21 protein-coding genes and 1 riboswitch are annotated in these 19986 nt (G+C 31.2%); of the genes, 11 read left to right on the top strand and 10 right to left on the bottom strand.

Features of this window, described 5'->3' with window-relative positions; genetic code table 11:
• Positions 1 to 132: 132 nt before the first annotated feature.
• From mgtE to A5893_RS15545, 4 genes are all read right to left on the bottom strand, one after another.
• On the bottom strand, positions 133 to 1482 hold the full coding sequence (mgtE, locus tag A5893_RS15530) for a magnesium transporter (protein WP_068823511.1): 1350 nt from the start codon (positions 1480 to 1482) through the stop codon (positions 133 to 135).
• A 132-nt stretch (positions 1483 to 1614) separates the two neighbouring features.
• Positions 1615 to 2091, bottom strand: coding sequence for a 50S ribosomal protein L27 (gene rpmA, locus A5893_RS17510; RefSeq protein WP_082911467.1), 477 nt, complete (start codon positions 2089 to 2091; stop codon positions 1615 to 1617).
• A gap of 53 nt (positions 2092 to 2144) precedes the next feature.
• Positions 2145 to 2456 carry a 50S ribosomal protein L21 gene (gene rplU / locus A5893_RS15540; protein WP_068823512.1) on the bottom strand — a complete coding sequence of 104 codons (312 nt, stop codon included), beginning with the start codon at positions 2454 to 2456 and terminating at the stop codon, positions 2145 to 2147.
• 103 nt (positions 2457 to 2559) lie between these two features.
• Positions 2560 to 3039: a hypothetical protein gene (locus A5893_RS15545; RefSeq protein ID WP_068823513.1), complete on the bottom strand. Its 480-nt coding sequence runs from the start codon at positions 3037 to 3039 to the stop codon at positions 2560 to 2562.
• 177 nt (positions 3040 to 3216) lie between these two features.
• Here A5893_RS15545 and A5893_RS17515 point away from each other — a divergent pair, with 177 nt between their 5' ends.
• On the top strand, positions 3217 to 3417 hold the full coding sequence (locus A5893_RS17515) for a hypothetical protein (protein ID WP_082911468.1): 201 nt from the start codon (positions 3217 to 3219) through the stop codon (positions 3415 to 3417).
• A gap of 69 nt (positions 3418 to 3486) precedes the next feature.
• Here the strand turns inward: A5893_RS17515 and A5893_RS15555 are convergent, their stop codons facing one another.
• Positions 3487 to 4089, bottom strand: coding sequence for an NUDIX hydrolase (locus A5893_RS15555; RefSeq protein ID WP_068823515.1), 603 nt, complete (start codon positions 4087 to 4089; stop codon positions 3487 to 3489).
• Between A5893_RS15555 and pyrE the strand changes: the two genes are divergently transcribed.
• From pyrE to A5893_RS15570, 3 genes are read left to right on the top strand one after another with little or no spacing between them, the layout of a single operon-like run.
• Complete coding sequence (gene pyrE / locus A5893_RS15560; protein ID WP_068823516.1) at positions 4088 to 4747, top strand: orotate phosphoribosyltransferase; 660 nt, start codon at positions 4088 to 4090, stop codon at positions 4745 to 4747. The genes A5893_RS15555 and pyrE overlap by 2 nt on opposite strands.
• Positions 4748 to 4749: 2 nt before the next feature.
• Positions 4750 to 5145, top strand: a complete 396-nt coding sequence (locus tag A5893_RS15565) for an SRPBCC family protein (protein ID WP_068823517.1) — start codon at positions 4750 to 4752, stop codon at positions 5143 to 5145.
• Positions 5145 to 5561 (top strand): hypothetical protein, encoded by a 417-nt coding sequence (locus A5893_RS15570; protein ID WP_068823518.1) that lies wholly within the window; start codon positions 5145 to 5147, stop codon positions 5559 to 5561. Before A5893_RS15565 ends, A5893_RS15570 begins: the two co-directional genes overlap by 1 nt.
• A gap of 227 nt (positions 5562 to 5788) precedes the next feature.
• Here the strand turns inward: A5893_RS15570 and dnaK are convergent, their stop codons facing one another.
• Complete coding sequence (gene dnaK, locus A5893_RS15575) at positions 5789 to 7708, bottom strand: molecular chaperone DnaK (RefSeq protein ID WP_068823519.1); 1920 nt, start codon at positions 7706 to 7708, stop codon at positions 5789 to 5791.
• A gap of 573 nt (positions 7709 to 8281) precedes the next feature.
• On the opposite strand from dnaK, the gene A5893_RS15580 reads away from it, so the two are divergent.
• Together A5893_RS15580 and A5893_RS15585 are read left to right on the top strand one after the other, a co-directional pair.
• Positions 8282 to 8674: a response regulator gene (locus A5893_RS15580; RefSeq protein ID WP_068823520.1), complete on the top strand. Its 393-nt coding sequence runs from the start codon at positions 8282 to 8284 to the stop codon at positions 8672 to 8674.
• Positions 8675 to 9000: 326 nt separating this feature from the next.
• Entirely contained in the window at positions 9001 to 9747 is a 747-nt protein-coding gene (locus A5893_RS15585; protein WP_094336736.1) for a sugar transferase, read from the top strand.
• Positions 9748 to 9918: 171 nt separating this feature from the next.
• On the opposite strand, the gene A5893_RS15590 is transcribed toward A5893_RS15585, so the two are convergent.
• The 3 genes from A5893_RS15590 to A5893_RS15600 are packed head-to-tail and all read right to left on the bottom strand — an operon-like array spanning position 9919 to position 13590.
• Entirely contained in the window at positions 9919 to 10497 is a 579-nt protein-coding gene (locus A5893_RS15590; protein ID WP_068823521.1) for a DUF6580 family putative transport protein, read from the bottom strand.
• Positions 10498 to 10546: 49 nt separating this feature from the next.
• Positions 10547 to 11605: a YncE family protein gene (locus tag A5893_RS15595; protein ID WP_068823522.1), complete on the bottom strand. Its 1059-nt coding sequence runs from the start codon at positions 11603 to 11605 to the stop codon at positions 10547 to 10549.
• A 2-nt stretch (positions 11606 to 11607) separates the two neighbouring features.
• Complete coding sequence (locus A5893_RS15600; RefSeq protein WP_068823523.1) at positions 11608 to 13590, bottom strand: TonB-dependent receptor; 1983 nt, start codon at positions 13588 to 13590, stop codon at positions 11608 to 11610.
• A 95-nt stretch (positions 13591 to 13685) separates the two neighbouring features.
• Positions 13686 to 13879, bottom strand: a riboswitch (cobalamin riboswitch).
• Between the two features lie 54 nt (positions 13880 to 13933).
• Between A5893_RS15600 and A5893_RS15605 the strand changes: the two genes are divergently transcribed.
• The 3 genes from A5893_RS15605 to A5893_RS15615 are packed head-to-tail and all read left to right on the top strand — an operon-like array spanning position 13934 to position 16054.
• Positions 13934 to 14311 (top strand): DUF6122 family protein, encoded by a 378-nt coding sequence (locus tag A5893_RS15605; protein WP_068823524.1) that lies wholly within the window; start codon positions 13934 to 13936, stop codon positions 14309 to 14311.
• A gap of 9 nt (positions 14312 to 14320) precedes the next feature.
• Complete coding sequence (dinB, locus tag A5893_RS15610) at positions 14321 to 15436, top strand: DNA polymerase IV (protein ID WP_068823525.1); 1116 nt, start codon at positions 14321 to 14323, stop codon at positions 15434 to 15436.
• A 15-nt stretch (positions 15437 to 15451) separates the two neighbouring features.
• Positions 15452 to 16054 (top strand): TIGR04282 family arsenosugar biosynthesis glycosyltransferase, encoded by a 603-nt coding sequence (locus A5893_RS15615; protein WP_068823526.1) that lies wholly within the window; start codon positions 15452 to 15454, stop codon positions 16052 to 16054.
• A 211-nt stretch (positions 16055 to 16265) separates the two neighbouring features.
• On the opposite strand, the gene A5893_RS15620 is transcribed toward A5893_RS15615, so the two are convergent.
• Positions 16266 to 17849, bottom strand: coding sequence for an IPT/TIG domain-containing protein (locus A5893_RS15620; protein ID WP_082911469.1), 1584 nt, complete (start codon positions 17847 to 17849; stop codon positions 16266 to 16268).
• A 213-nt stretch (positions 17850 to 18062) separates the two neighbouring features.
• Between A5893_RS15620 and mnmA the strand changes: the two genes are divergently transcribed.
• Entirely contained in the window at positions 18063 to 19151 is a 1089-nt protein-coding gene (gene mnmA, locus A5893_RS15625; RefSeq protein ID WP_068823528.1) for a tRNA 2-thiouridine(34) synthase MnmA, read from the top strand.
• Between the two features lie 158 nt (positions 19152 to 19309).
• Complete coding sequence (locus tag A5893_RS15630) at positions 19310 to 19984, top strand: hypothetical protein (protein ID WP_068823529.1); 675 nt, start codon at positions 19310 to 19312, stop codon at positions 19982 to 19984.
• Positions 19985 to 19986: the final 2 nt, after the last annotated feature.

Genomic DNA, 19986 nt, shown 5'->3' on the forward strand with positions numbered 1-19986 from the left:
TTACACGCTTTACACTTTATCTTTTTTGCAGAAAGAGCAAAAAAAGATGTCGTTTCAATCGTTAACGCAATTGCTAAACAAAATTAAATGTTTTTATCAATTGAATTCTATTTTTTAATTTATAGCTAGTAATTACAATAATAATTTTGATGCTAAACCTAATAATAGCAAGAAACCAAAAACATCCGTAAAAGTGGTAATAATAATAGATGATGCAACAGCTGGATCTATCCCAACCCTTTTTAAAATCAATGGAATTCCTGCTCCTGTTATACCAGCGATTAATAAATTACCAGTCATCGCAATAAAAATTACTAAGCCCAATAGCAAATTATCGTCATAAAAATAAGCAAAAAGAAAAACAATTAACCCGTTAACAGCACCATTAATTAATCCAACAGTAAGCTCTTTCACTACAGTTTTATAAGCTTGATTATCCGTTAAATCACTCAATGTGATCCTACGTACAGTTACGGCCAAAGCCTGAGTTGCTGCATTACCTCCCATCCCTGCAATTATGGTCATATATCCAGCTAATACCACAATTTTTGTAACGGTTGGCTCAAAATACCTAATTACAGATGATGCTAAAAAAGCAGTTCCTAAATTTAATATTAACCAAGGTAACCTGGATTTCACAGCTTCAATCCAGTTTCCGCTCAATTCTTCATCTTCAGAAACACCAGAGAATTTTAAGATATCCTCGGTATTTTCTTCCTCCATTACATCAATAACATCATCAAATGTAACCCTACCCAATAGTTTCATATTAGAATCTACTACAGGGATACTGGTTAAGTTGTATTGAGAAATCAAATCAGCTACTTCCTCCTGATCTGTGCTGGCTTTAACAAAAACAAAATCTGACTTAACTATATCAGATACTTTTGCATTTGCTTTAGCTTTAATAATATCCTTAAGAGAAACTATTCCTTTTAAAATATCATCATGATCCACCACATAGATGGTATAAAATTCTTCTATTTCTTCACTCTGAAGAATAATTTGGTCAATTGCCTGTTTTTTAGACATATCAGCATCAACCTTAATTACTTCAGTATTCATTAATCCGCCGGCAGTATCCTCGGCGTAAGTCATTAAATTTCTTATATTAACTGCATCCTCTTTATCCAAATCTCCCAATATCTCATGCTGATCATCTTCATGCATTTGGGAAATAATATCCGTGGCATCATCATAATCCAGTTCCTCAACAATTTCTTGTCTTTTATCCGGTTCTAAATCAATTAAAAGTTCTTCGGGGTGAGCTTCATGACTCATCTCTGAAATAATTTCAGAGGCTAATTCTATAGGAAGGAGATTAATTATTTTCTTTTGAGATTCTAGAGGAATAGATTCAAATAAAATAGCTATTTCTGATGCATGATATTCAGTTAAAAGGCTTAATAATTCTTGATCATCTCCCTCTAAAGCCTGTTTAACTTTTAAAATATCTGTTTTATCAAGCTCAAAAGATTGCATTTTGCTAAAATAGGTTTATAGCATATAAAAACGCTAATTTTATAGGATATTTTTTTTTAAAAAATTTAATTAATAAACAAAAAAAAGTCCCAATCATTTTTTGATTGAGACTTTTTTTTTTAAACGCTAAAATTATTCTGCGCTTTCTGCTTCGTCAGCTTTTTTAGCTGCAGTTTTTTTAACTGGAGCTTTCTTTTCTTTTGGTTCTTTAACTTCAGCTTCCTTAGTTTCAGCCTCTGCTTTAGCTGGGGCTTTATCTGCTTTAACTTCTTCTTTTACAGATTCTACTTTTTTTGTAGTCGCCTTATCCTTTACTACTGCTACTGGAGCGATTGCTGAAAGTGGAATAGAAAAATCTACAGGAATAATAGAAACATAAGATTTGTTATCTGCTCTTTTTCTAAATGAAACTTTACCATCTACTAAAGCAAAAAGAGTATGATCTTTACCAATACCAACATTTTTTTCTGGATGATGTTTAGTACCTCGTTGACGTACAATGATGTTCCCTGCAATTGCAGCCTGACCACCATATATTTTGATACCTAAACGTTTGCTATGTGATTCTCTACCGTTGTTAGAGCTACCGGCTCCTTTTTTGTGTGCCATGTTTTATCTATTTAACCAAGTATAAACTTAGTACAGTTAATTAATGTTAATGATTAAATTGAAATGCTATCAATTTGAATTTTGGTAAAAGACTGACGGTGACCGTTTTTCTTTTTATAACCTTTTCTTCTTTTCTTGTGGAAAATAATTACTTTTTCTCCTTTTAAATGAGACAAGATTTTAGCTGAAACCGTAGCACCTTTAACAGCAGGAACTCCTACTGAAATTACACCTTCGTTTTCTACCAATAACACGTTGTCAAATTCAATACTAGCGCCTTCTTCTCCTTGTAACCTGTGTACAAAAAGATGCTGGTCTTTAGCAACCTTAAATTGCTGCCCTGCTATACTTACTATTGCGTACATTATTTAAAAAATTATTGTTTAAAAATTTGAGGTGCAAATATAGGTATTAATTCGAAAAAATCAAATCAGGGCGATTATTATTTTAATTGAGGAAATAGGTAACTTAATAATTAGGCCTTTTTAAAATTGTATCGTAAATAACTGCTTTCCTTAGATCAAAATCCATAAATTCTTCCTTAAAATTTGATGGAAATTCAAATTCATGATGATGTTGAAGATGGATAGCTCTATTTGTGGTCACCTCCACATTTGCTGTTTCTGGATTGTAATTATCTTTAACGGCCGCTTTATTATATTTATTTACATCTCTGGCAGCTTTGTTAATTTGATCACGTTCCGATTTTTGATCACTTAGATAACGGGTGATATCCGACTGATAATCTTTATTTTCTTTCCTAATTGAATCCTGATAATATTTAGGAATAGTCTTTATGTTATCTGCTGTGATATCTTTGGTTGGAACCACGTATTGAGGTTGTTCTGAGGTTCTCTTAGCTGCTTTTTCATGCTCTTTTTTAAAATTTAAATAAGCGTTATAAAGAAAATAGATGATCGGTAATAAAATAAATATAATTTTTTCCACTTTGCAATTTACAATTAATGATGAATTAATTCTGAACCTGTTGCATTTCAGATTTCTATTATTTAGTAATTCTTTAAATTAACTAGCATAATCTTAAGAAATCTATATATAAATAAACAAATATTTATATATTTGAGTAAAAATTAATCAATATTTTAACAATTAAAAGAATTTAACATGAAAAAATTTTTCAAAATCGGTTTTTTTGCATTAGCATTATCTTTATCAGTTGTTGCTTGTAACTCTAATAAAGCATCAGAAGAAGCAGACTCTACTTCTATGGATTCAACTATGATGGATTCTACAATGATGGATTCAACTATGATGGATTCTACAATGACAGATTCAACTATGATGGATTCAACTGCAAAAATGTAATCAACAAAATGAAAAAAAAATCCTGCTTTTAAATAAGCAGGATTTTTTTGGTTTATAGTCAAATTGCAATTAATGATCATCTATTACATCTAAAATATTTGAGTACGTATTAGCCCTAACAATTCCCCAATCTTCTTTCTTAAACCATTTAACTTCTGTTATTCCTTCTTCTAATTGCGGAACTAACTTTTGTTTTGATTTTGCTTCCATTGCATACCAATGAGAAACTTTTAAAACCGGCTTACCTTTAATTTCATAAACATGATAGGTTTTTAATAATTTAATCCCTAAGGATTTTATTTTTAAACCACATTCTTCTTCCACTTCTCTAACAGCTGCATCTTTTTTCTTTTCGTTAAGCTCTAATTTCCCTTTTGGTAAATCCCAACGCCCATTTCTTTTAATAAAAAGATATTTATCTTCATCACTATGTACCAATCCACCAGCCGCCTCTATAACTCTAATTTTAGTTTTTATAGTTTTAAAACAAATTTTAGCATCTTCACAAATAAGATAAAATTTAGCATTAGGATTATTACTTAAAGCTTTATAAAATGTTAAAAAATCAAAGTCTTGATCGTCAATAAGTTGATGATCTAAAGCGTCGTCAGGCTTAATAGAAGTTATAATTAAGCACTTTTGGTTGATATAAATGTTGTATTTTTGAGCCATGTACAATAATAGTGAGATTGAACAGAAAATTGCTGAATTTTTGTTGCAAATAAAAGCAATTAAATTACAACCTGCTAATCCTTTTACCTGGGCGTCTGGGTGGAAGTCGCCAATTTATTGCGATAACCGCATAACTCTTTCACATCCAACAATTAGAACATATATACGTCAAAAACTTTCAGAACTTATTCAAGAAGAATTTGGATCTGCAAGCGTAATTGCTGGTGTGGCAACAGCCGGTATTCCACAAGGTGCCTTGGTGGCACAAGAATTAGGTTTACCTTTTATATATGTGCGTTCTAAGGCAAAAGAACACGGCACACAAAGCTTAATTGAAGGAGAAATAAATCCTGGACAACGGGTAGTTGTTGTAGAAGATTTGATTTCTACTGGCAAAAGCAGCTTACAGGCTGTTAAGGCATTACGTGAAGCAGGATATGAAGTGGCTGGTTTGGTGGCTATTTTTTCTTATGGATTTGACGTAGCAACAGAAAATTTTGCTGAAGCTAAATGTAGATTTGCTACTCTTTCTAATTACTCTGCTTTAATAAATTACGCTGCTGAGCATAATTTTATTCAAACTTCTGATGTTGAATTGTTAAATGAATGGAGGAAAAATCCTAGCGAATGGGGAACTCAAATAGAACAAAATAATTAATAATGACAGTTTTTGAAAGTAAGATAACCTTAGATCAACCTATTGAAAAAGTATACGCATTTTTAAGCGATTTAAATAATCATGAGCAATTGATGCCGGAAAATATTTATAATTGGAGTAGTACTAAAGATGAAGCTAAATTTACGATTCAAAATATGGCTAAATTATCATTAAAAGTATCTGCTAGAACTCAAAATGAACAAATTATAATTTTACCTACTGAAGATGCTCCATTTGCAATTGAGATGAAATGGACAGTTTTACAAAGTGGTACAGAAACTTTGGCGACTCTTATCGTATCTGCAGAATTAAATATGATGATGAAAATGCTTGCTAGCAAACCTTTACAAAAATTAGTTGATCATCAGACTTCAGCTTTAGCAAAACCTTCATTTTAATGAATGGAAGATTAAAACTCTTCGCAATACTAGACTGCATCACCTTTTTAATTTTTCTATCTCCAAGGTTTAATTATATTTTAAGCACTTATGATTTCTCTTTTTCTATTGCTGATAAAGTATCCGCAATTTGGCAAATCTTAATTTTATTCTTCTTTTTATTTACTTCTTATTCACTTTGGTTTAAAGCCAAACTCGGACTGATTTGCTCTTTTATTCTTATTCCTTTCCGGGTTGTCTTCCTATATTTTAGTTTCGATTTTTTAAGTTATTTAGCTTATTATTTAGGATTTAAAGATTTTGTTTCCACGGCTATATTTCAACATTATTGGTTTTATATTCTACTTATTTTGGAAGGATTAAGATATTTAGATTCAGTTTATGCTTATTATAAACTTTCATTAAAAGAAGAATAATATTAAAATCAAATTTTGATATCCATTTTGAAATTGCAATATGCAGGTTTGCGTTAACGTTAGAAACGACATCCTTTTTTTACATTTGCCACAATGCAAATAGCAAAAAAAGATATAGTGTATAGCGTGTTAAAACGCCCAAATAATTTATATAACTAGTGTTTTAAAAATAAAAAAACCCGTTCTAATTAATAGAACGGGTTTTAATTATTAAGATTTAAAAACGATTACTTAGCTTCTTCGTCTTTTACTTCTTCAAAGTCTACATCTGTAACTTCGTCAGGATTACCAGCTTGTTGTTCACCAGCATCACCTTGAGGTGCGCCTTGTGCTCCGGCTCCATCTTGTCCACCTTTATACATATCTTCAGAAGCAGCAGCCCAAGCAGCATTTAATTTTTCTGAAGCTGCATCAATGTCAACAAAATTTCTAGCAGCATAAGCATCTTTCAAAGATTTTAAACCTTCTTCTATAGCTCCTTTTTTATCTGCAGGAATTTTATCTCCGTATTCTTTTATTTGCTTTTCAGTAGAGAAAATTAAAGCATCAGCAGCGTTTATTTTATCTGCTTCTTCTTTTGCAGTTTTATCAGATTCTGCATTAGCTTCTGCTTCTTCTTTCATCTTTTTGATATCCTCATCAGATAAACCAGATGAAGCTTCAATCCTGATTTTTTGCTCTTTTCCAGTTGCTTTATCCTTAGCACCAACATGTAAAATGCCGTTAGCATCAATATCAAAAGTAACTTCTACTTGTGGAACTCCCCTTGGTGCTGGTGGTATTCCGTCTAAGTGGAAACGACCAATTGTACGGTTATCTTTTGCCATTGGACGCTCACCTTGTAAGATGTGAATCTCGACAGAAGGTTGGCTATCTGATGCAGTAGAGAATGTTTCTGATTTTTTAGTTGGGATAGTTGTATTAGACTCGATTAATTTAGTCATTACACCGCCCATAGTTTCAATACCTAAAGAAAGTGGTGTTACATCTAATAATAATACGTCTTTTACTTCTCCTGTTAATACACCACCTTGGATAGCTGCACCAATTGCAACAACCTCATCAGGGTTAACACCTTTAGAAGGCGCTTTACCGAAGAATTTTTCTACCGCTTCTTGAATTGCAGGAATACGTGTAGAACCACCTACTAAAATGATCTCATCAATATCTGAAGTGCTCATTCCAGCATTTTTCAAAGCAGATTTACATGGATCAATAGTTCTTTTGATTAAGTCAGAAGCTAAAGATTCGAATTTTGCTTTTGATAAAGAACGTACCAAATGTTTTGGTCCGCTAGCATCTGCAGTAATGTATGGTAAGTTAATTTCTGTAGAAGTTGTACTAGAAAGCTCTATTTTAGCTTTTTCAGCAGCTTCTTTTAAACGTTGTAATGCCATTGGATCTTTAACTAAATCCATTCCGTTTTCGGTTTTGAATTCGTTAGCCAACCAATCAATAATTACCTGGTCAAAATCATCACCACCTAAATGGGTATCTCCATCCGTAGATTTTACTTCAAAAACGCCATCACCTAATTCAAGGATAGAAACATCATGAGTACCACCACCACAATCAAAAACTACAATCTTCATATCCTTATTGGTTTTATCTAAACCATAAGCAAGTGCAGCAGCAGTTGGCTCATTGATGATTCTTTCTACTTTTAAACCAGCAATTTCACCAGCTTCTTTAGTTGCTTGACGTTGTGCATCGTTAAAATAAGCAGGAACGGTAATTACTGCTCTTGTAACTTCTGTTCCTAAAAAATCCTCGGCAGTTTTCTTCATTTTTTGAAGAATCATTGCAGAAATTTCTTGTGGAGTATATTTACGGTCGTCAATTTCTACTCTTGGAGTATTATTATCGCCTTTAATAACTTTATAAGGTACACGGCTAATTTCGGTTGTAACCTCATTAAAGCTGTTACCCATAAAACGCTTGATTGAATAAATGGTCTTGGTAGGGTTAGTGATTGCCTGGCGTTTTGCAGGATCACCAACTTTACGCTCTCCACCTTCTACAAATGCAACAATAGATGGTGTAGTACGTTTACCTTCACTGTTTGCTATAACTACGGGTTCGTTACCCTCCATTACAGCAACACAAGAATTGGTAGTTCCTAAGTCGATTCCGATAATTTTTGACATGTTTATATAATTTTGTTGTTTACTATTATTCTATTTAAACTGTATTTAACAAGCAATGTGCCAATAGGAAAATGGCAGTTAAACCTATTTAGTTGACATAATAAATCACATAATTAGTCATAAATTGCAAAATTAATAATGACAGCTTGACAGACAATTTCTATATATTGGATAGTATTTATTTGTTATCTATTTAGGACAATTAGATAATGATTCGACCTTTAAAAATTTAGCAATGTAAAGTATTACCCAATACGAGAAATAATTCCCCGAAAATTCAATATATTCATTTCAAGAAATGTTATGTTTATTTATGTAAAGATTAAAACGAAATATTTCTTTAATAGTAAATTAAATTTCAATCTAATGTAAAATTTATTATAAGTAACTGATTATAAGTAATATATAAAATTTCATTATATTTAAAATAATTTTTAAGTGCTGAAGAATTTAATATTTAATAAAATAAGTATAGTTAAAGAATATAATTTATCATTAATACAAAAATAATTATCCATATAAAATTATTAGGCACTTTTTATGTCTACGTAATTAGAGTAAATTGATTAAACAATGGTAATAGAACATAAGAACGAAATTGCGAGGAAAAGGATTCTATTAGTAGATGATGAATTAGCGATTTTAAAATTATTGGAATTTATACTTAAAAAAGATTACGATTTAATTGTAAAGAACAATGGGTTTGATGCATTAACTTGGTTAGATAGCGGTAATATTCCGGATTTAATTATTTCTGATATGGAAATGCCTTATTTTGATGGTGCTGATTTTGTTAGATCTTTAAAAGTAAGTGGTTATTTTAGAGATATTCCTTTAATTGTATTATCTGGATCAGAATCTTTAGAAAATATTAAAACAAGAATCCCTTATCCTATCAATGCTTTAATGTCTAAACCATTTAATCCATCAATTTTAAAAGATAAAATAAAAATTATATTAAATTAGCGGATGCAATTTACAAATGTTAACGTAGAGAATAATCCTTCTTCTAGTTCTATCGTTAATATTCTCTATTTAACGAGGATTTAATTAAGGTTTTTGATCAGTCGGAATTTTTTTTAAAGAAAGCTGAAAGTATAACCGATCTTAAATATTATACTCATATCATATCTACTTCGGATGTTTTTTCTGTTATCATTATAGAAGTTGACAATTCGAAATTTCAAGAAGCACAAGATTTTATACTTTCCTTAAAAAACAATTTTTACACTAAAACTTTTACAACAATTTTTTTACTAACCGAGCCCAGTAAACTTTTTGTTAAAAAAGCAATGGAAATTGGGGTAAGTGATTGTTATCATGCGCCAATTCCATATAGTGATTTAAAAGAAAGGGTTAAATTCCTGAATTTCTATAAAGCTCTTAGATCTCAAGTTTCTCAATTATCGCAAGTTCCTCAGGTAGTTTACCGTATACCTGTCCTAAAAAGATTTTTAGATTTAGCTTTGGCTATGGTTACTATAATTGCGTTGATTCCATTATTTATAATTATTGCAATTTTAATAAAACTGGATTCAAAAGGACCTATTTTCTATAATAGTAAACGTGTAGGAACTGGTTATAAGATATTTGATTTTTATAAATTTAGAACCATGAGAATTGGTGCAGAAGCTGAAATGGCAGCTTTAGCAAATAAAAATCAATATGAAAATTCCTCATTTTTTAAATTTGAGAACGATCCTAGGATAACCAAATTGGGAAATTTCTTAAGAAATACAAGTATAGATGAGTTACCTCAACTTTGGAATGTAATAAAAGGAGACATGTCTTTAGTTGGGAATAGACCATTACCACTATATGAGGCTGAACAGTTAACCACAAATGAATGGTCTATGCGTTTTCTTGGGCCTGCAGGATTAACCGGATTGTGGCAAACAAGTAAACGTGGTAAAAAGAACATGTCTGAAAGAGAAAGAAAGCTATTAGATAATTACTATGCTAAAAATTATTCTATTTGGCTTGATTTAAAAATTATCCTAAAAACTATACCTGCCTTAATACAAAAAGAGAAGGTTTAATTTCGTTCTACATCTAATTTATAGTTTTAGCAATTTTAATGTATTTAAATTCTATCTGTCGATTGACATTAATAAATAGGTTTGTTGTTTGATATTAGGCTCAATCAATTCTAGAATCATAAAAAAAGGTCATCAATTATTAAACTGATGACCTCTTTTATATGAATAATATTAATATACTAATTCTTTATTAGTTTTTAATATCGTGAATTTAGATTTTGCCAATTCAAACCCTCCATAAAGAATAGCTCCAAATATTAAATTCCCTAATAAAAGGTTTCTCTCGAAAGGAATAGCTGCTATCAAAGACTGATAATAACCAGTAATATCTTTGTTATACATAGTTCCTGATAACCAAGGCTGTATATCGGTGATGATCCAATGCACAAATACACCAGCTATTGAGCCCAAAAATACGGTACCGACATTTACTTTTTTAATTAAGGAACCTATAAATACCATAATAGCAAAACTTAAGTATATCCATTGAAAACCTCCGTAAAATAAAGTCCAGTTACCTGTGTAAGCATGATTTATGAAAATATCGCTCACAAACAAAACTAATAAAGGCACTAAATAAGCTTTCCATCTTTCTTTAAAGTAAGTACCAGCAAATAGTGCAATTGCACCAACAGGTGTAAAGTTAAACCAGCTTATATTTCCATTTAATGGGATGAACCTAGTTGCTGTAACTAAAACAATAACGAAAAGCAGTACCCAATTTCTAATGTTAAAATTCTTTAATGACATATCTTTTTATTGAAACGTAAAAATAGCAAATCTTTTATGGTAATAAAACTTACTTATTTAGAAATATAACTTTACTTGGTAAAACACCAGTATTAACTTTATAAAGTAATTTACCAGATTTATCGAAACATAAAATTGCTCCTGTACCTGAATAGGATTGTGCATCGCAAACAAATAATTGCTGGTTTATTTTATCATAACTTAAACCATAACCAATTTTATAGGTAGTTCCATCCGTTATAAAATTGTCTTTTGTAACAGCATCTGTATTTAAATCATATTCTTTAACCCCTGCAGAAGTCAGAAAATAAGCTTTATCTTCAACAATGGTCATTCCGCTACCTGAAAATTCTTTAGTGGATTTTACCTCATCAGTTTTGCTATCAATAATAGTTAGGGATGGCATAATTTTATCATAATCGCCTGTAGATTTTACATATATTCTTCCATCAGCAGTTGCAGCTACGCCTCCAGGATTTATTACCACTGGAATTTTTTTAATTTCAGTTAATGTATTCAAATCTATAACAGAAACTGTTTTATCATAATTAGGATAGTCTAATCCACCAGAATTAGCAACATAAATTTTGTTGTTTGCAATGGCCATTTGTTCGGGGTTTCTCCCCACGGTAATAAATTTTTCAATAACTAAACTTGCAGTATCTATAACGGCAACAGTACCATCATAAGAAGAAACGAAAGCTTTATTTTTGTTAAATACGATATAACGTGGCTGTCTTCCTTTACCATTATTTTTAAAATCCAATTGCTTAATACTGAGTGCCGTTTTTGCATTGATTACTTCCACAGTGTTTGAAGCATTAACTACAATGTACATTTTGCTGCCATAAATTTGTGCATCGTTTCCTGTATCTCCAAGTCCTCTTTTATTTTTTTGAGCGAACAAGCTGCTTGTTAATGAGGCGTTTTCAAAATTATAATAATCTAAAGAGGCGTTATTAGAGTTAAAACCACCTTCATTTAAAATATAAAATCCCGATCTTATTTCTGGTAGTTCTGATATTGAGTCATCTTTAGAACAGCTAAAAATGATGGTTGCTATAAAAGCAAAAGCTAAAAGTTTAAAAATTGTATTATTTGTTTTCATGATTATATAATTGTTTTAATTGTTAAACGTAAGGATGTGCCAGGCATAGGAAAACTCCTGATAATGGAATAGTTCTGATTAAAAATATTATTTACTTCTGCCGAAAGGCTGATTGGTTTATTATAAATATTTGTTTGATAATTTGCAGATATATCACTTACAAAAAATCCCTTCACAAAGTAATTTGGCTTGTTTTCTCCTAAATAATACCTCCCAGAAGAAAAAATATTATTATAGAAAATGCCCCAACTTTTAGTTTGATAACCAGCATTAAATGCAATTGTATGATGTGGTGTATAAGGAATTTGATTGTTGTAAACTGCTGATGTAGGATCTGTTTTATCTAAAGCCGATTGATAGGTGTAATTGATATTGGCTTGTAATTCTGATTTTTTGTTGATTTCATAATTGAATTTACTGGTAAAATCTACCCCATAAACATTTACTTTACCGATGTTATACATTGTCCAGATAAATAAATCTTTATTTGGCAAAGCAATAATTTTATCATTTATCTGATTAAAATAAAAGTCGGAGCTAAAAGCAAACCAGTTGAATTTTGTATTTGTAAATTTACTGTAAATCAAACCTGTGCTATATTGTTTAGCCTTTTCTGGATTCAGTTTCCTGTTCCCAAAATTGGTATAGTATAAATCACTAAAAGTTGGGTATCTAAAAATATCTTTATAAAATCCTCTTAAAACTAAGTTTGATGATGCCTGATAAGACAATGAAATGGTTGGTGTGAAAATATTTCGTTCTGGTGAAGGTCTGCCGTTTTTTACTTTTTCTTTGATGTAAGTATTTAAAATGTTTCCTTCAAAAGTCCATTTATTCAGTTGATACTTCCCTCCTATTACTTGCAATAAACTAGTGCGTAATGGATAAGCATATTGGTAAAGGTTGGTGTAAAGTGTAGTGAAAAATAAATCTGCAGCATAATTAAAATTCAGGTTTTTAATTGGGCTAAACGTTGCTGCCACCGATTGATAATATTCTTTTAGGGTATATTGATTATCCAATTCTCCTTTTAAATTCAGATAATCCGGGTCGTTGTAGCGGGTATAATTACGACTGAATTTAGCGCTAGCCAATAAATCCCATTTTTCTCCTAGCTTTTGGGTAAATTTTGCTTGAGTATAAAAATCTTTATTCCATAAAGTTTGATTTCCTGTTGGGTTATAAAATATTACTGCATCAGGCAATCCTCTTTCAGAATCATAATAATTTGCTCTAACTTCTAGCAAAGCATTCTTTCCCAGTTTCCCTCTAACACCACCATCAAACAATAAAGTGTTAATTTTAGAATTTCTTCTTATAGATATAGTATCAGAACCATCCCCATCAACTTTAAATTTATATTCTCCAGTAGCTTTTTGCAAAGCTGAGCTAACATTAAATGTCCAATTATCATTAATTTTCTGGTCGTACCGTATAAAAGGATTTATCAAACCAAAAGAACCGCCTGTATATTTTAGAGATAATTTACTAGTTCTTCCAACATCAAAAGAAGGTGCTTTTGTTTTAATAACGATTAAACTAGCAGACGCAAAAGAACGGGCATTAGTCAATAGATCATCTGGTTGGGCTTGATAAAGTGAAATAGATTCAACGTTATCTAACATTAATTTGCCTAAATCTATTTGCCCAGATTGAGCATCACTTAAATTAATCCCATCAATTTGAACGCCGGTATGATTTGCTCCTAAACTTCTAACAGAAACTGTTTTTAAGCCTCCAATTCCACCGTAATCTTTGATTTTTACACCAGCAAAATTTCTTATCGCATCAGCAACATTATAAGAACTCGTTTTTAGGAATGATGTGGAATCAATGGTTTGAATAGCCCTTAAACTGGGTTTTTCTTTTTTGATTTTTAATTTAACTTCTTTTAATTTTTGTGTAGAATCTATTTGAGCATAGCCGATATTTCCGATTAAAATCAGAAAAAAAGTAAAGCCGAATAGATATATTTTAAAAAACATCAATCTAAATTAAGCTCACGGAAAAAAATGGAATGGAAATACCTTTATATAAAAGAGAAGTATCTACACTCATCAGCTTCAGTCCGCGAAAGCTATGAATCAAAAATGTTTTGGCAGGTATTCTGACTTACTCCCTATTTTTCTGCCTTCCCATTCGCAGGTTAGCGAACAGTGACTTTAAGAATGAAAAATAGTTATTAGAGCTTACAGCTGCGGGACAGTTTAGGATTTACACCTTATTCCCTTTTAATTTTCGCCAAGGCGAAAAACCATAACGCCGCAAAAGTAGAAATTAAGTTTGTATTTCAATTATTAATTGAAGATAATTTGTAACCTTTGTTACATGCAATTTCTAGTGCATTATAGCTTACATTTTATTTTTCCAGCATTAATTGCTATTGCCTTTTTTAAAAAAACCTGGCTAAAAGTCTACTTGTTTTTGCTTTCTACCATGTTGATTGATTTAGACCATCTTTTGGCAAATCCTATTTTTGATCCCCATAGATGCAGTATCGGTTTTCATCCGCTACACTCCTATTACGCCATTGCCTTTTATTTTGTACTCCTATTTTATCCTAAACAAACAGTCAAAATTATTGCTTTGGGTTTCGTACTTCATATATTAACCGATTTATTAGATTGCTTTCTCACTTTTTCTAAATGCCATGATTGTTTTGTGAATGCTAAAATTCATGATTTCTTTAGCTTTATGAATTTTTAATGATGAATAATGAATAATGCTGAAGAGAAACCTAAAAGAAAAATAATCCATATAGATATGGATGCTTTTTATGCATCAGTAGAGCAAAGAGATTTTCCGGAATTTAGAGGGAAACCTTTAGCAGTTGGAGGTTCGCCAGATGGAAGAGGCGTTGTAGCAACTGCAAGTTATGAAGCCAGAAAATTTGGGGTACGCTCTGCAATGTCGTCTAAAACTGCTTTACAATTATGTCCGCATTTATTATTTACCAAACCAAGATTTGAGGCCTACAAAGAAGTTTCACAAAAAATTAGAGAAATATTTAGTCGCTACACCGATTTAATTGAACCATTATCTTTAGATGAAGCATATTTAGACGTAAGCGAAGATAAAATGAACATTGGTTCGGCCATTGATATTGCAAAAGCGATTAAGGACGCGATCAAAAATGAATTAAACTTAACAGCATCTGCAGGAGTTTCTGTAAATAAGTTCGTTGCAAAAATAGCGTCAGATATCAATAAACCGGATGGTTTAACTTTTATTGGTCCCTCTAAAATCATTCCTTTTATGGAAGCATTACCTGTAGAAAAATTTTTTGGTGTAGGAAAAGTGACCGCCTTAAAAATGAAAAATTTAGGGCTTTTTTATGGCTCGGATTTAAAAAAACTATCAGAAAATGAGATGCAAAAGCATTTTGGAAAAACGGGAAAGTTTTTTTATCAAATTGTTAGAGGCTTTGATGATCGACCTGTAAATGCAAATAGAATTTCTAAATCTATAGGTGCAGAAGATACTTTTGAAAATGATATTGATGATATAGAAGTTTTAAAAAAGGAAATTGAAAAGTTATCAATAATTGTTTATAACAGATTAAACGTAAAAAATAAAGAAGGTAAAACGCTTACCCTAAAAGTAAAATTTAGTGATTTTAGTCAAATTACCAGAAGCTATACTTTTATAAATTACGTAACTGATCAAAAAGTTATTTTTGAAAACGCAGTAGAACTCCTAAATAAAATAGATTTGGAGAATAAAAAAATTAGATTGTTGGGCGTTACAATTTCCAATTTTTATAATGAAGAAAATGATATCATCACATTTAGACAATTAAATTTATTTGATGATTTTGAAGAAGCAGATTAGAATATTACCATAAAAATGAATAAAGAAGCCATTATAATTTTTCTAAAATATCCAGAATTAGGTCGTTCTAAAACTCGTTTAGCAGCAACAATTGGAAACGAGAATGCACTTAAAGTTTATAAAGAATTGTTAAATCATACAAATCTGATTACTAAAGATTTAAATTGTGATAAATTTTTATTTTATGACAAGATGTCATCCAATAAAGTGCCTTGGGGCGATGAGATTTACCATACCGCTTATCAAAAGGAAAGTGATTTAGGCGGAAGAATGGAAGATGCTTTTGAGCAATTATTTAATAAAGGTTATAAGAGGGTTTTAATTGTTGGTTCTGATTGTTATGAACTTGATCAAAATGTAATTGAGAATGCTTTTGAGAAGTTAAAAGATAAAAATGTAGTTATTGGACCTGCAAAAGATGGAGGTTATTACCTTTTAGGGCTTTCTGAAATGATAAAACCTATATTCAGTGATGTTGAGTGGAGTACCGAAAATGTATATTCTGATACTGTTAAAATATTAGAATCTCTAAATATTAATCATGATACAACAGCTACTTTATCAGATATCGATGTTTTTGAAGATTTACCTGAAGAATTAAAGTTATTAATTAGTTAATTGTTTATAACTATTTGATTTATAATATTAATTAACTTTTAAGAAATAGCAAATTTTGTTTTTTTTCAATACTCTTTAAAACTCTATTTTACAATCTTGATAAAAAATTCAGAGAATTAAATTAAAAAAAGATGGCTGTCAAAATAAATTTTAACAGCCATCTTTAACTTTAAATTTAATACTCAATTTATTAGAACTTCTATATTCAATTTTAATTAAGAGAGATTTTAAAAATACCAGTTTCAGTTGCAGCACTTCCTAAAATGTGTACATACATATTACCATTTTTATCGGCGTAAAAATAATTTTTACCATTAAGTCCCACAAAGTTGTAAAACTTAACATTGCTCGTTTCAAACAAACTCTCAATAATAAAAGAGCCCTTTTTATCAAAACTAGTTTGTGCATTATTTAATTGCCCAACTGTGTAAGTTGTTCTTTGTTGGACAGATAGTTTGTTATTATTATCTACAATAATTTCGCCAGCAACACCATATTTGATATTTCCTCCTATTGTTTGCGAAATCATTTTAAACCCTGTTGGTTCATCAAAATTTGTTTTAGAACCCAAACTTGTAGAATAATCATAATAGTATTTATTGCTGATACCCGTTAAAACAATTCGAGCGGTATTTTGATTAACTTTTATCAACTGAACAAATGTTTCTAACACCAGTGGCAAAGTATAAATTACCGTACGAACACTTAAATCTGCAGAGAACTTACATACTTCCCTAAAGCTTTGGTCAATAGCAATGATCTCTCCATTTCCCATTACCTGAAATGGAGCATTTTGACCAAACGAGCCAACAAGAGATACTCCGATATAGCGATTACCTAGAAGTTTAGCTGTTTTCGCGATAGGATCAATTATAAAAACATTACCGCCTGTAGGTGGTACTGCACCAACAAACTGTGCCATAACGTAAACCTTTCCATTGGCATCAACATCCATAGCAGATGGAAGTCCGTTAGGGATATTTAAATAAGCTGAGTTTTTGATTATTGTGGAAACAGCATTAGTTGATAAATCAATTTTCACAACTTGATCAACAGTACATGCATAAGCTATATTTCTTGATTCGTCTAAAGTCATACAAAGCACCCGCCCATCTCCTCCATCAGATTTAAGCAGATTTGTAATAGTAACAGAATTATTGATGATTGTAAATCCATTACTTGTTCCTCCACTTCCTGCTGATACAGAAAAGTTTGGGCCATTTACCGGAGATTTGGTTTTTCGAGCTACGCTTATTAAACCACTAGTTGCACCCGTAGGAATTTTAACTGAAAGTGTAGTAGCCGTCGCTGCTGTAATTTCAGCAGCAGTACCATTAAATTTTACTTCAAAATCACCTATAATAGTTCCAAAATGCTGACCAGTAATCACAATAGCATCGCCAACCTTACCGGAAGTGGCGCTTATTGAAGAAATGATAGGCTCATAATTGAAAATTACACTTGTGGCAATATTTGCACCTACTTTAACTTCAATATTACCATGACTTGCATCAGCAGGTGCAATTATCTTCAATTGGGTAGCAGTAGCAGCAGTTACGGTTGCGGCTTTGCCTCCTAACGTTACGATGTTTTCTGAAGCTTTAATACTGAAATTAGTTCCAGTAACTATTATTTCAGTACCAGATTTTCCATAGTCAGGACTAATTCCTGAGATAGAAACTGCCCCAGAAATAGGTGGAATTAAAGGGTCAGGAACTGGGTCATTGTTTTTTGAACAAGATATTAAAGAAAACATCATTGCAAAAATTAGAATTGAGTTTTTTAATATTTTCATAGCTATTTAATTTGTAATAAAGTTAGGATGTAGCCACATTAAATTAATCACTACAATTACTGATTTTGGTGTACGTATAACTAGGTATGCGATTTTGACTGTTTGTGCTCAAGATTAAATTTGGGAATCAACTTAAATCTTACACCTCATTGACTTCCTCATCTTCCCCATCCCAATATTAAAATTTACCTTTGCAACGTTTTAAATTTAGAAATGAGTAAACACGGAAGAATTTTAGTGGCGATGAGTGGTGGTGTAGATAGTTCTGTTGCTGCCGTAATGTTGCATGAGCAAGGTTATGAAGTAATTGGCTTGACAATGAAAACCTGGGATTACGCTTCTTCTGGCTCAAATTCTAAAGAAACAGGTTGTTGCAGTTTAGATTCTATAAATGACGCTCGCTCTTTAGCTGTTGGCTATGGAATGCCTCATTATATTCTTGATATCAGAGATGAATTTGGTGATTTTGTAATTGATAATTTTGTTGATGAGTACTTGGCTGGCAGAACGCCAAATCCTTGTGTATTATGCAATACACACATTAAATGGGAAGCTTTACTGAAACGAGCGGACAAATTGGATTGTGAATTTATTGCAACCGGGCATTATGCAAATATTCGTCAACAGGATAGCGGAAGATATGTGATTTCTAAAGGTAAGGATGAAAACAAAGATCAATCCTATGTGCTTTGGGGAGTTTCTCAACAAAATTTAGCGAGGACAAGATTCCCTTTAGGTTCTTTTTCTAAGCCAGAAATCAGGCAAATGGCTTTAGATATGGGTCAGCAAGAATTGGCTAATAAGAGTGAAAGTTATGAGATTTGTTTTGTGCCAGAAAACGATTATCGTTCATTTTTAAAACACCGAGTTCCTGATTTAGAAAATGATGTAAATGGTGGTGATTTCGTATTAACCGATGGAACAAGAGTGGGCAAACATAATGGTTATCCGTTTTATACTATTGGGCAACGCAAGGGTTTAGGAATTGCTTTCGGCCATCCAATGTTTGTTACCCAAATTTTACCGGATAGTAATACTGTTGTGTTGGGAACTCAGGATGAATTGCAAAAAACAGAAGCTTTAGTTAGAAATATCAATCTGATTAAGTATGAATCTATTATGGAGCCTTTAGAAGCTACTACAAAAATCAGATATAAAGATGCTGGTGCTATGAGTTTTATCCAACAAATTGGTGGTAATATGAAAGTGAATTTCCATCATGCCGTTTCTGGAATTGCTCCTGGACAATCTGCTGTTTTTTACGAAGGCAATGATTTATTAGGTGGTGGCTTTTTAGTTTAGTTTTTTTGCGTTAACGATTGAAGCGACATCCTTTTTGTTTTCACAAAAAGATACAGCGAAAAGCGTGTTAAAACGCCATAATAAAATTATTAAATCTAATTGATCATCATAATAGATTAATAAACAAAATTCTACGTTTTTATGCTAAATTAGTATTGATGAATAAAATCAACACCTTCGTTTTAATTTCTTTCTGTTTTTTAGCTATATCCTGCACCAAGGAATCTAACGCTCCTGCAAAAGATTTACAAAGTGATTTTTATCCACTAAAAATAAATTCTGTTTTAGTTTATGATGTAGATTCTACTGCTTACAGTAATTTCACCAATACCAGCACCAATTATAAATTTGAGATAAAAGATAGTATTACTAATACTTTTGATGATTTAGCAGGAGGTTTAAATTACCGAATAGAAAGATACAAGAGATTAAATGTAAATTCTCCATGGGTATTTCAACAAGTTTTTACCAGAAGTAAAACAGTAAGAAGTGGGGAAGAATTTATTAATAATCAAAGATTTATTAGAATTATTTTTCCTCCTTTAGCTGGAAGTTTTTGGAACGGAAATTCTAAAAATACAATTGGCGAGCAGGATTATTCTATAGAAAATGATATTGCTGCGTCAACAATAAATACACTCACCTTTGATTCTACAATTGTTGTAAAAGAAATTGACGAACAAAATTTGATTAGAGAAGATTTAGTATATGCCACTTACGCCAAAAAAGTAGGTTTGGTACAAAAAGAAGTTACTGCAGTGGATAAAAATATTTCATCAGGAAAAATCACTAATGGATTTAAATTTACTTTAAAAATCAAGTCAATTAAATAATT

The organism is Pedobacter psychrophilus, assembly GCF_001652725.1.
GTDB lineage: Bacteria > Bacteroidota > Bacteroidia > Sphingobacteriales > Sphingobacteriaceae > Pseudopedobacter > Pseudopedobacter psychrophilus.

What these genes read in the sequence shown, in the direction of transcription:
- A5893_RS15605 (WP_068823524.1), top strand. Translation starts at nt 13,934, where the DNA reads ATGCAATTTCTAGTGCATTATAGCTTACATTTTATTTTTCCAGCATTA.
- A5893_RS15570 (WP_068823518.1), top strand. Translation starts at nt 5,145, where the DNA reads ATGAATGGAAGATTAAAACTCTTCGCAATACTAGACTGCATCACCTTT.
- mnmA (WP_068823528.1), top strand. Translation starts at nt 18,063, where the DNA reads ATGAGTAAACACGGAAGAATTTTAGTGGCGATGAGTGGTGGTGTAGAT.
- dnaK (WP_068823519.1), bottom strand. Translation starts at nt 7,708, where the DNA reads ATGTCAAAAATTATCGGAATCGACTTAGGAACTACCAATTCTTGTGTT.
- A5893_RS15600 (WP_068823523.1), bottom strand. Translation starts at nt 13,590, where the DNA reads ATGTTTTTTAAAATATATCTATTCGGCTTTACTTTTTTTCTGATTTTA.
- A5893_RS15615 (WP_068823526.1), top strand. Translation starts at nt 15,452, where the DNA reads ATGAATAAAGAAGCCATTATAATTTTTCTAAAATATCCAGAATTAGGT.
- dinB (WP_068823525.1), top strand. Translation starts at nt 14,321, where the DNA reads ATGAATAATGCTGAAGAGAAACCTAAAAGAAAAATAATCCATATAGAT.
- rplU (WP_068823512.1), bottom strand. Translation starts at nt 2,456, where the DNA reads ATGTACGCAATAGTAAGTATAGCAGGGCAGCAATTTAAGGTTGCTAAA.
- A5893_RS17515 (WP_082911468.1), top strand. Translation starts at nt 3,217, where the DNA reads ATGAAAAAATTTTTCAAAATCGGTTTTTTTGCATTAGCATTATCTTTA.
- A5893_RS15585 (WP_094336736.1), top strand. Translation starts at nt 9,001, where the DNA reads ATGGAAATTGGGGTAAGTGATTGTTATCATGCGCCAATTCCATATAGT.
- A5893_RS15555 (WP_068823515.1), bottom strand. Translation starts at nt 4,089, where the DNA reads ATGGCTCAAAAATACAACATTTATATCAACCAAAAGTGCTTAATTATA.
- A5893_RS15620 (WP_082911469.1), bottom strand. Translation starts at nt 17,849, where the DNA reads ATGAAAATATTAAAAAACTCAATTCTAATTTTTGCAATGATGTTTTCT.
- A5893_RS15595 (WP_068823522.1), bottom strand. Translation starts at nt 11,605, where the DNA reads ATGAAAACAAATAATACAATTTTTAAACTTTTAGCTTTTGCTTTTATA.
- A5893_RS15565 (WP_068823517.1), top strand. Translation starts at nt 4,750, where the DNA reads ATGACAGTTTTTGAAAGTAAGATAACCTTAGATCAACCTATTGAAAAA.
- A5893_RS15630 (WP_068823529.1), top strand. Translation starts at nt 19,310, where the DNA reads ATGAATAAAATCAACACCTTCGTTTTAATTTCTTTCTGTTTTTTAGCT.
- A5893_RS15580 (WP_068823520.1), top strand. Translation starts at nt 8,282, where the DNA reads ATGGTAATAGAACATAAGAACGAAATTGCGAGGAAAAGGATTCTATTA.
- mgtE (WP_068823511.1), bottom strand. Translation starts at nt 1,482, where the DNA reads ATGCAATCTTTTGAGCTTGATAAAACAGATATTTTAAAAGTTAAACAG.
- rpmA (WP_082911467.1), bottom strand. Translation starts at nt 2,091, where the DNA reads ATGGCACACAAAAAAGGAGCCGGTAGCTCTAACAACGGTAGAGAATCA.
- A5893_RS15590 (WP_068823521.1), bottom strand. Translation starts at nt 10,497, where the DNA reads ATGTCATTAAAGAATTTTAACATTAGAAATTGGGTACTGCTTTTCGTT.
- pyrE (WP_068823516.1), top strand. Translation starts at nt 4,088, where the DNA reads ATGTACAATAATAGTGAGATTGAACAGAAAATTGCTGAATTTTTGTTG.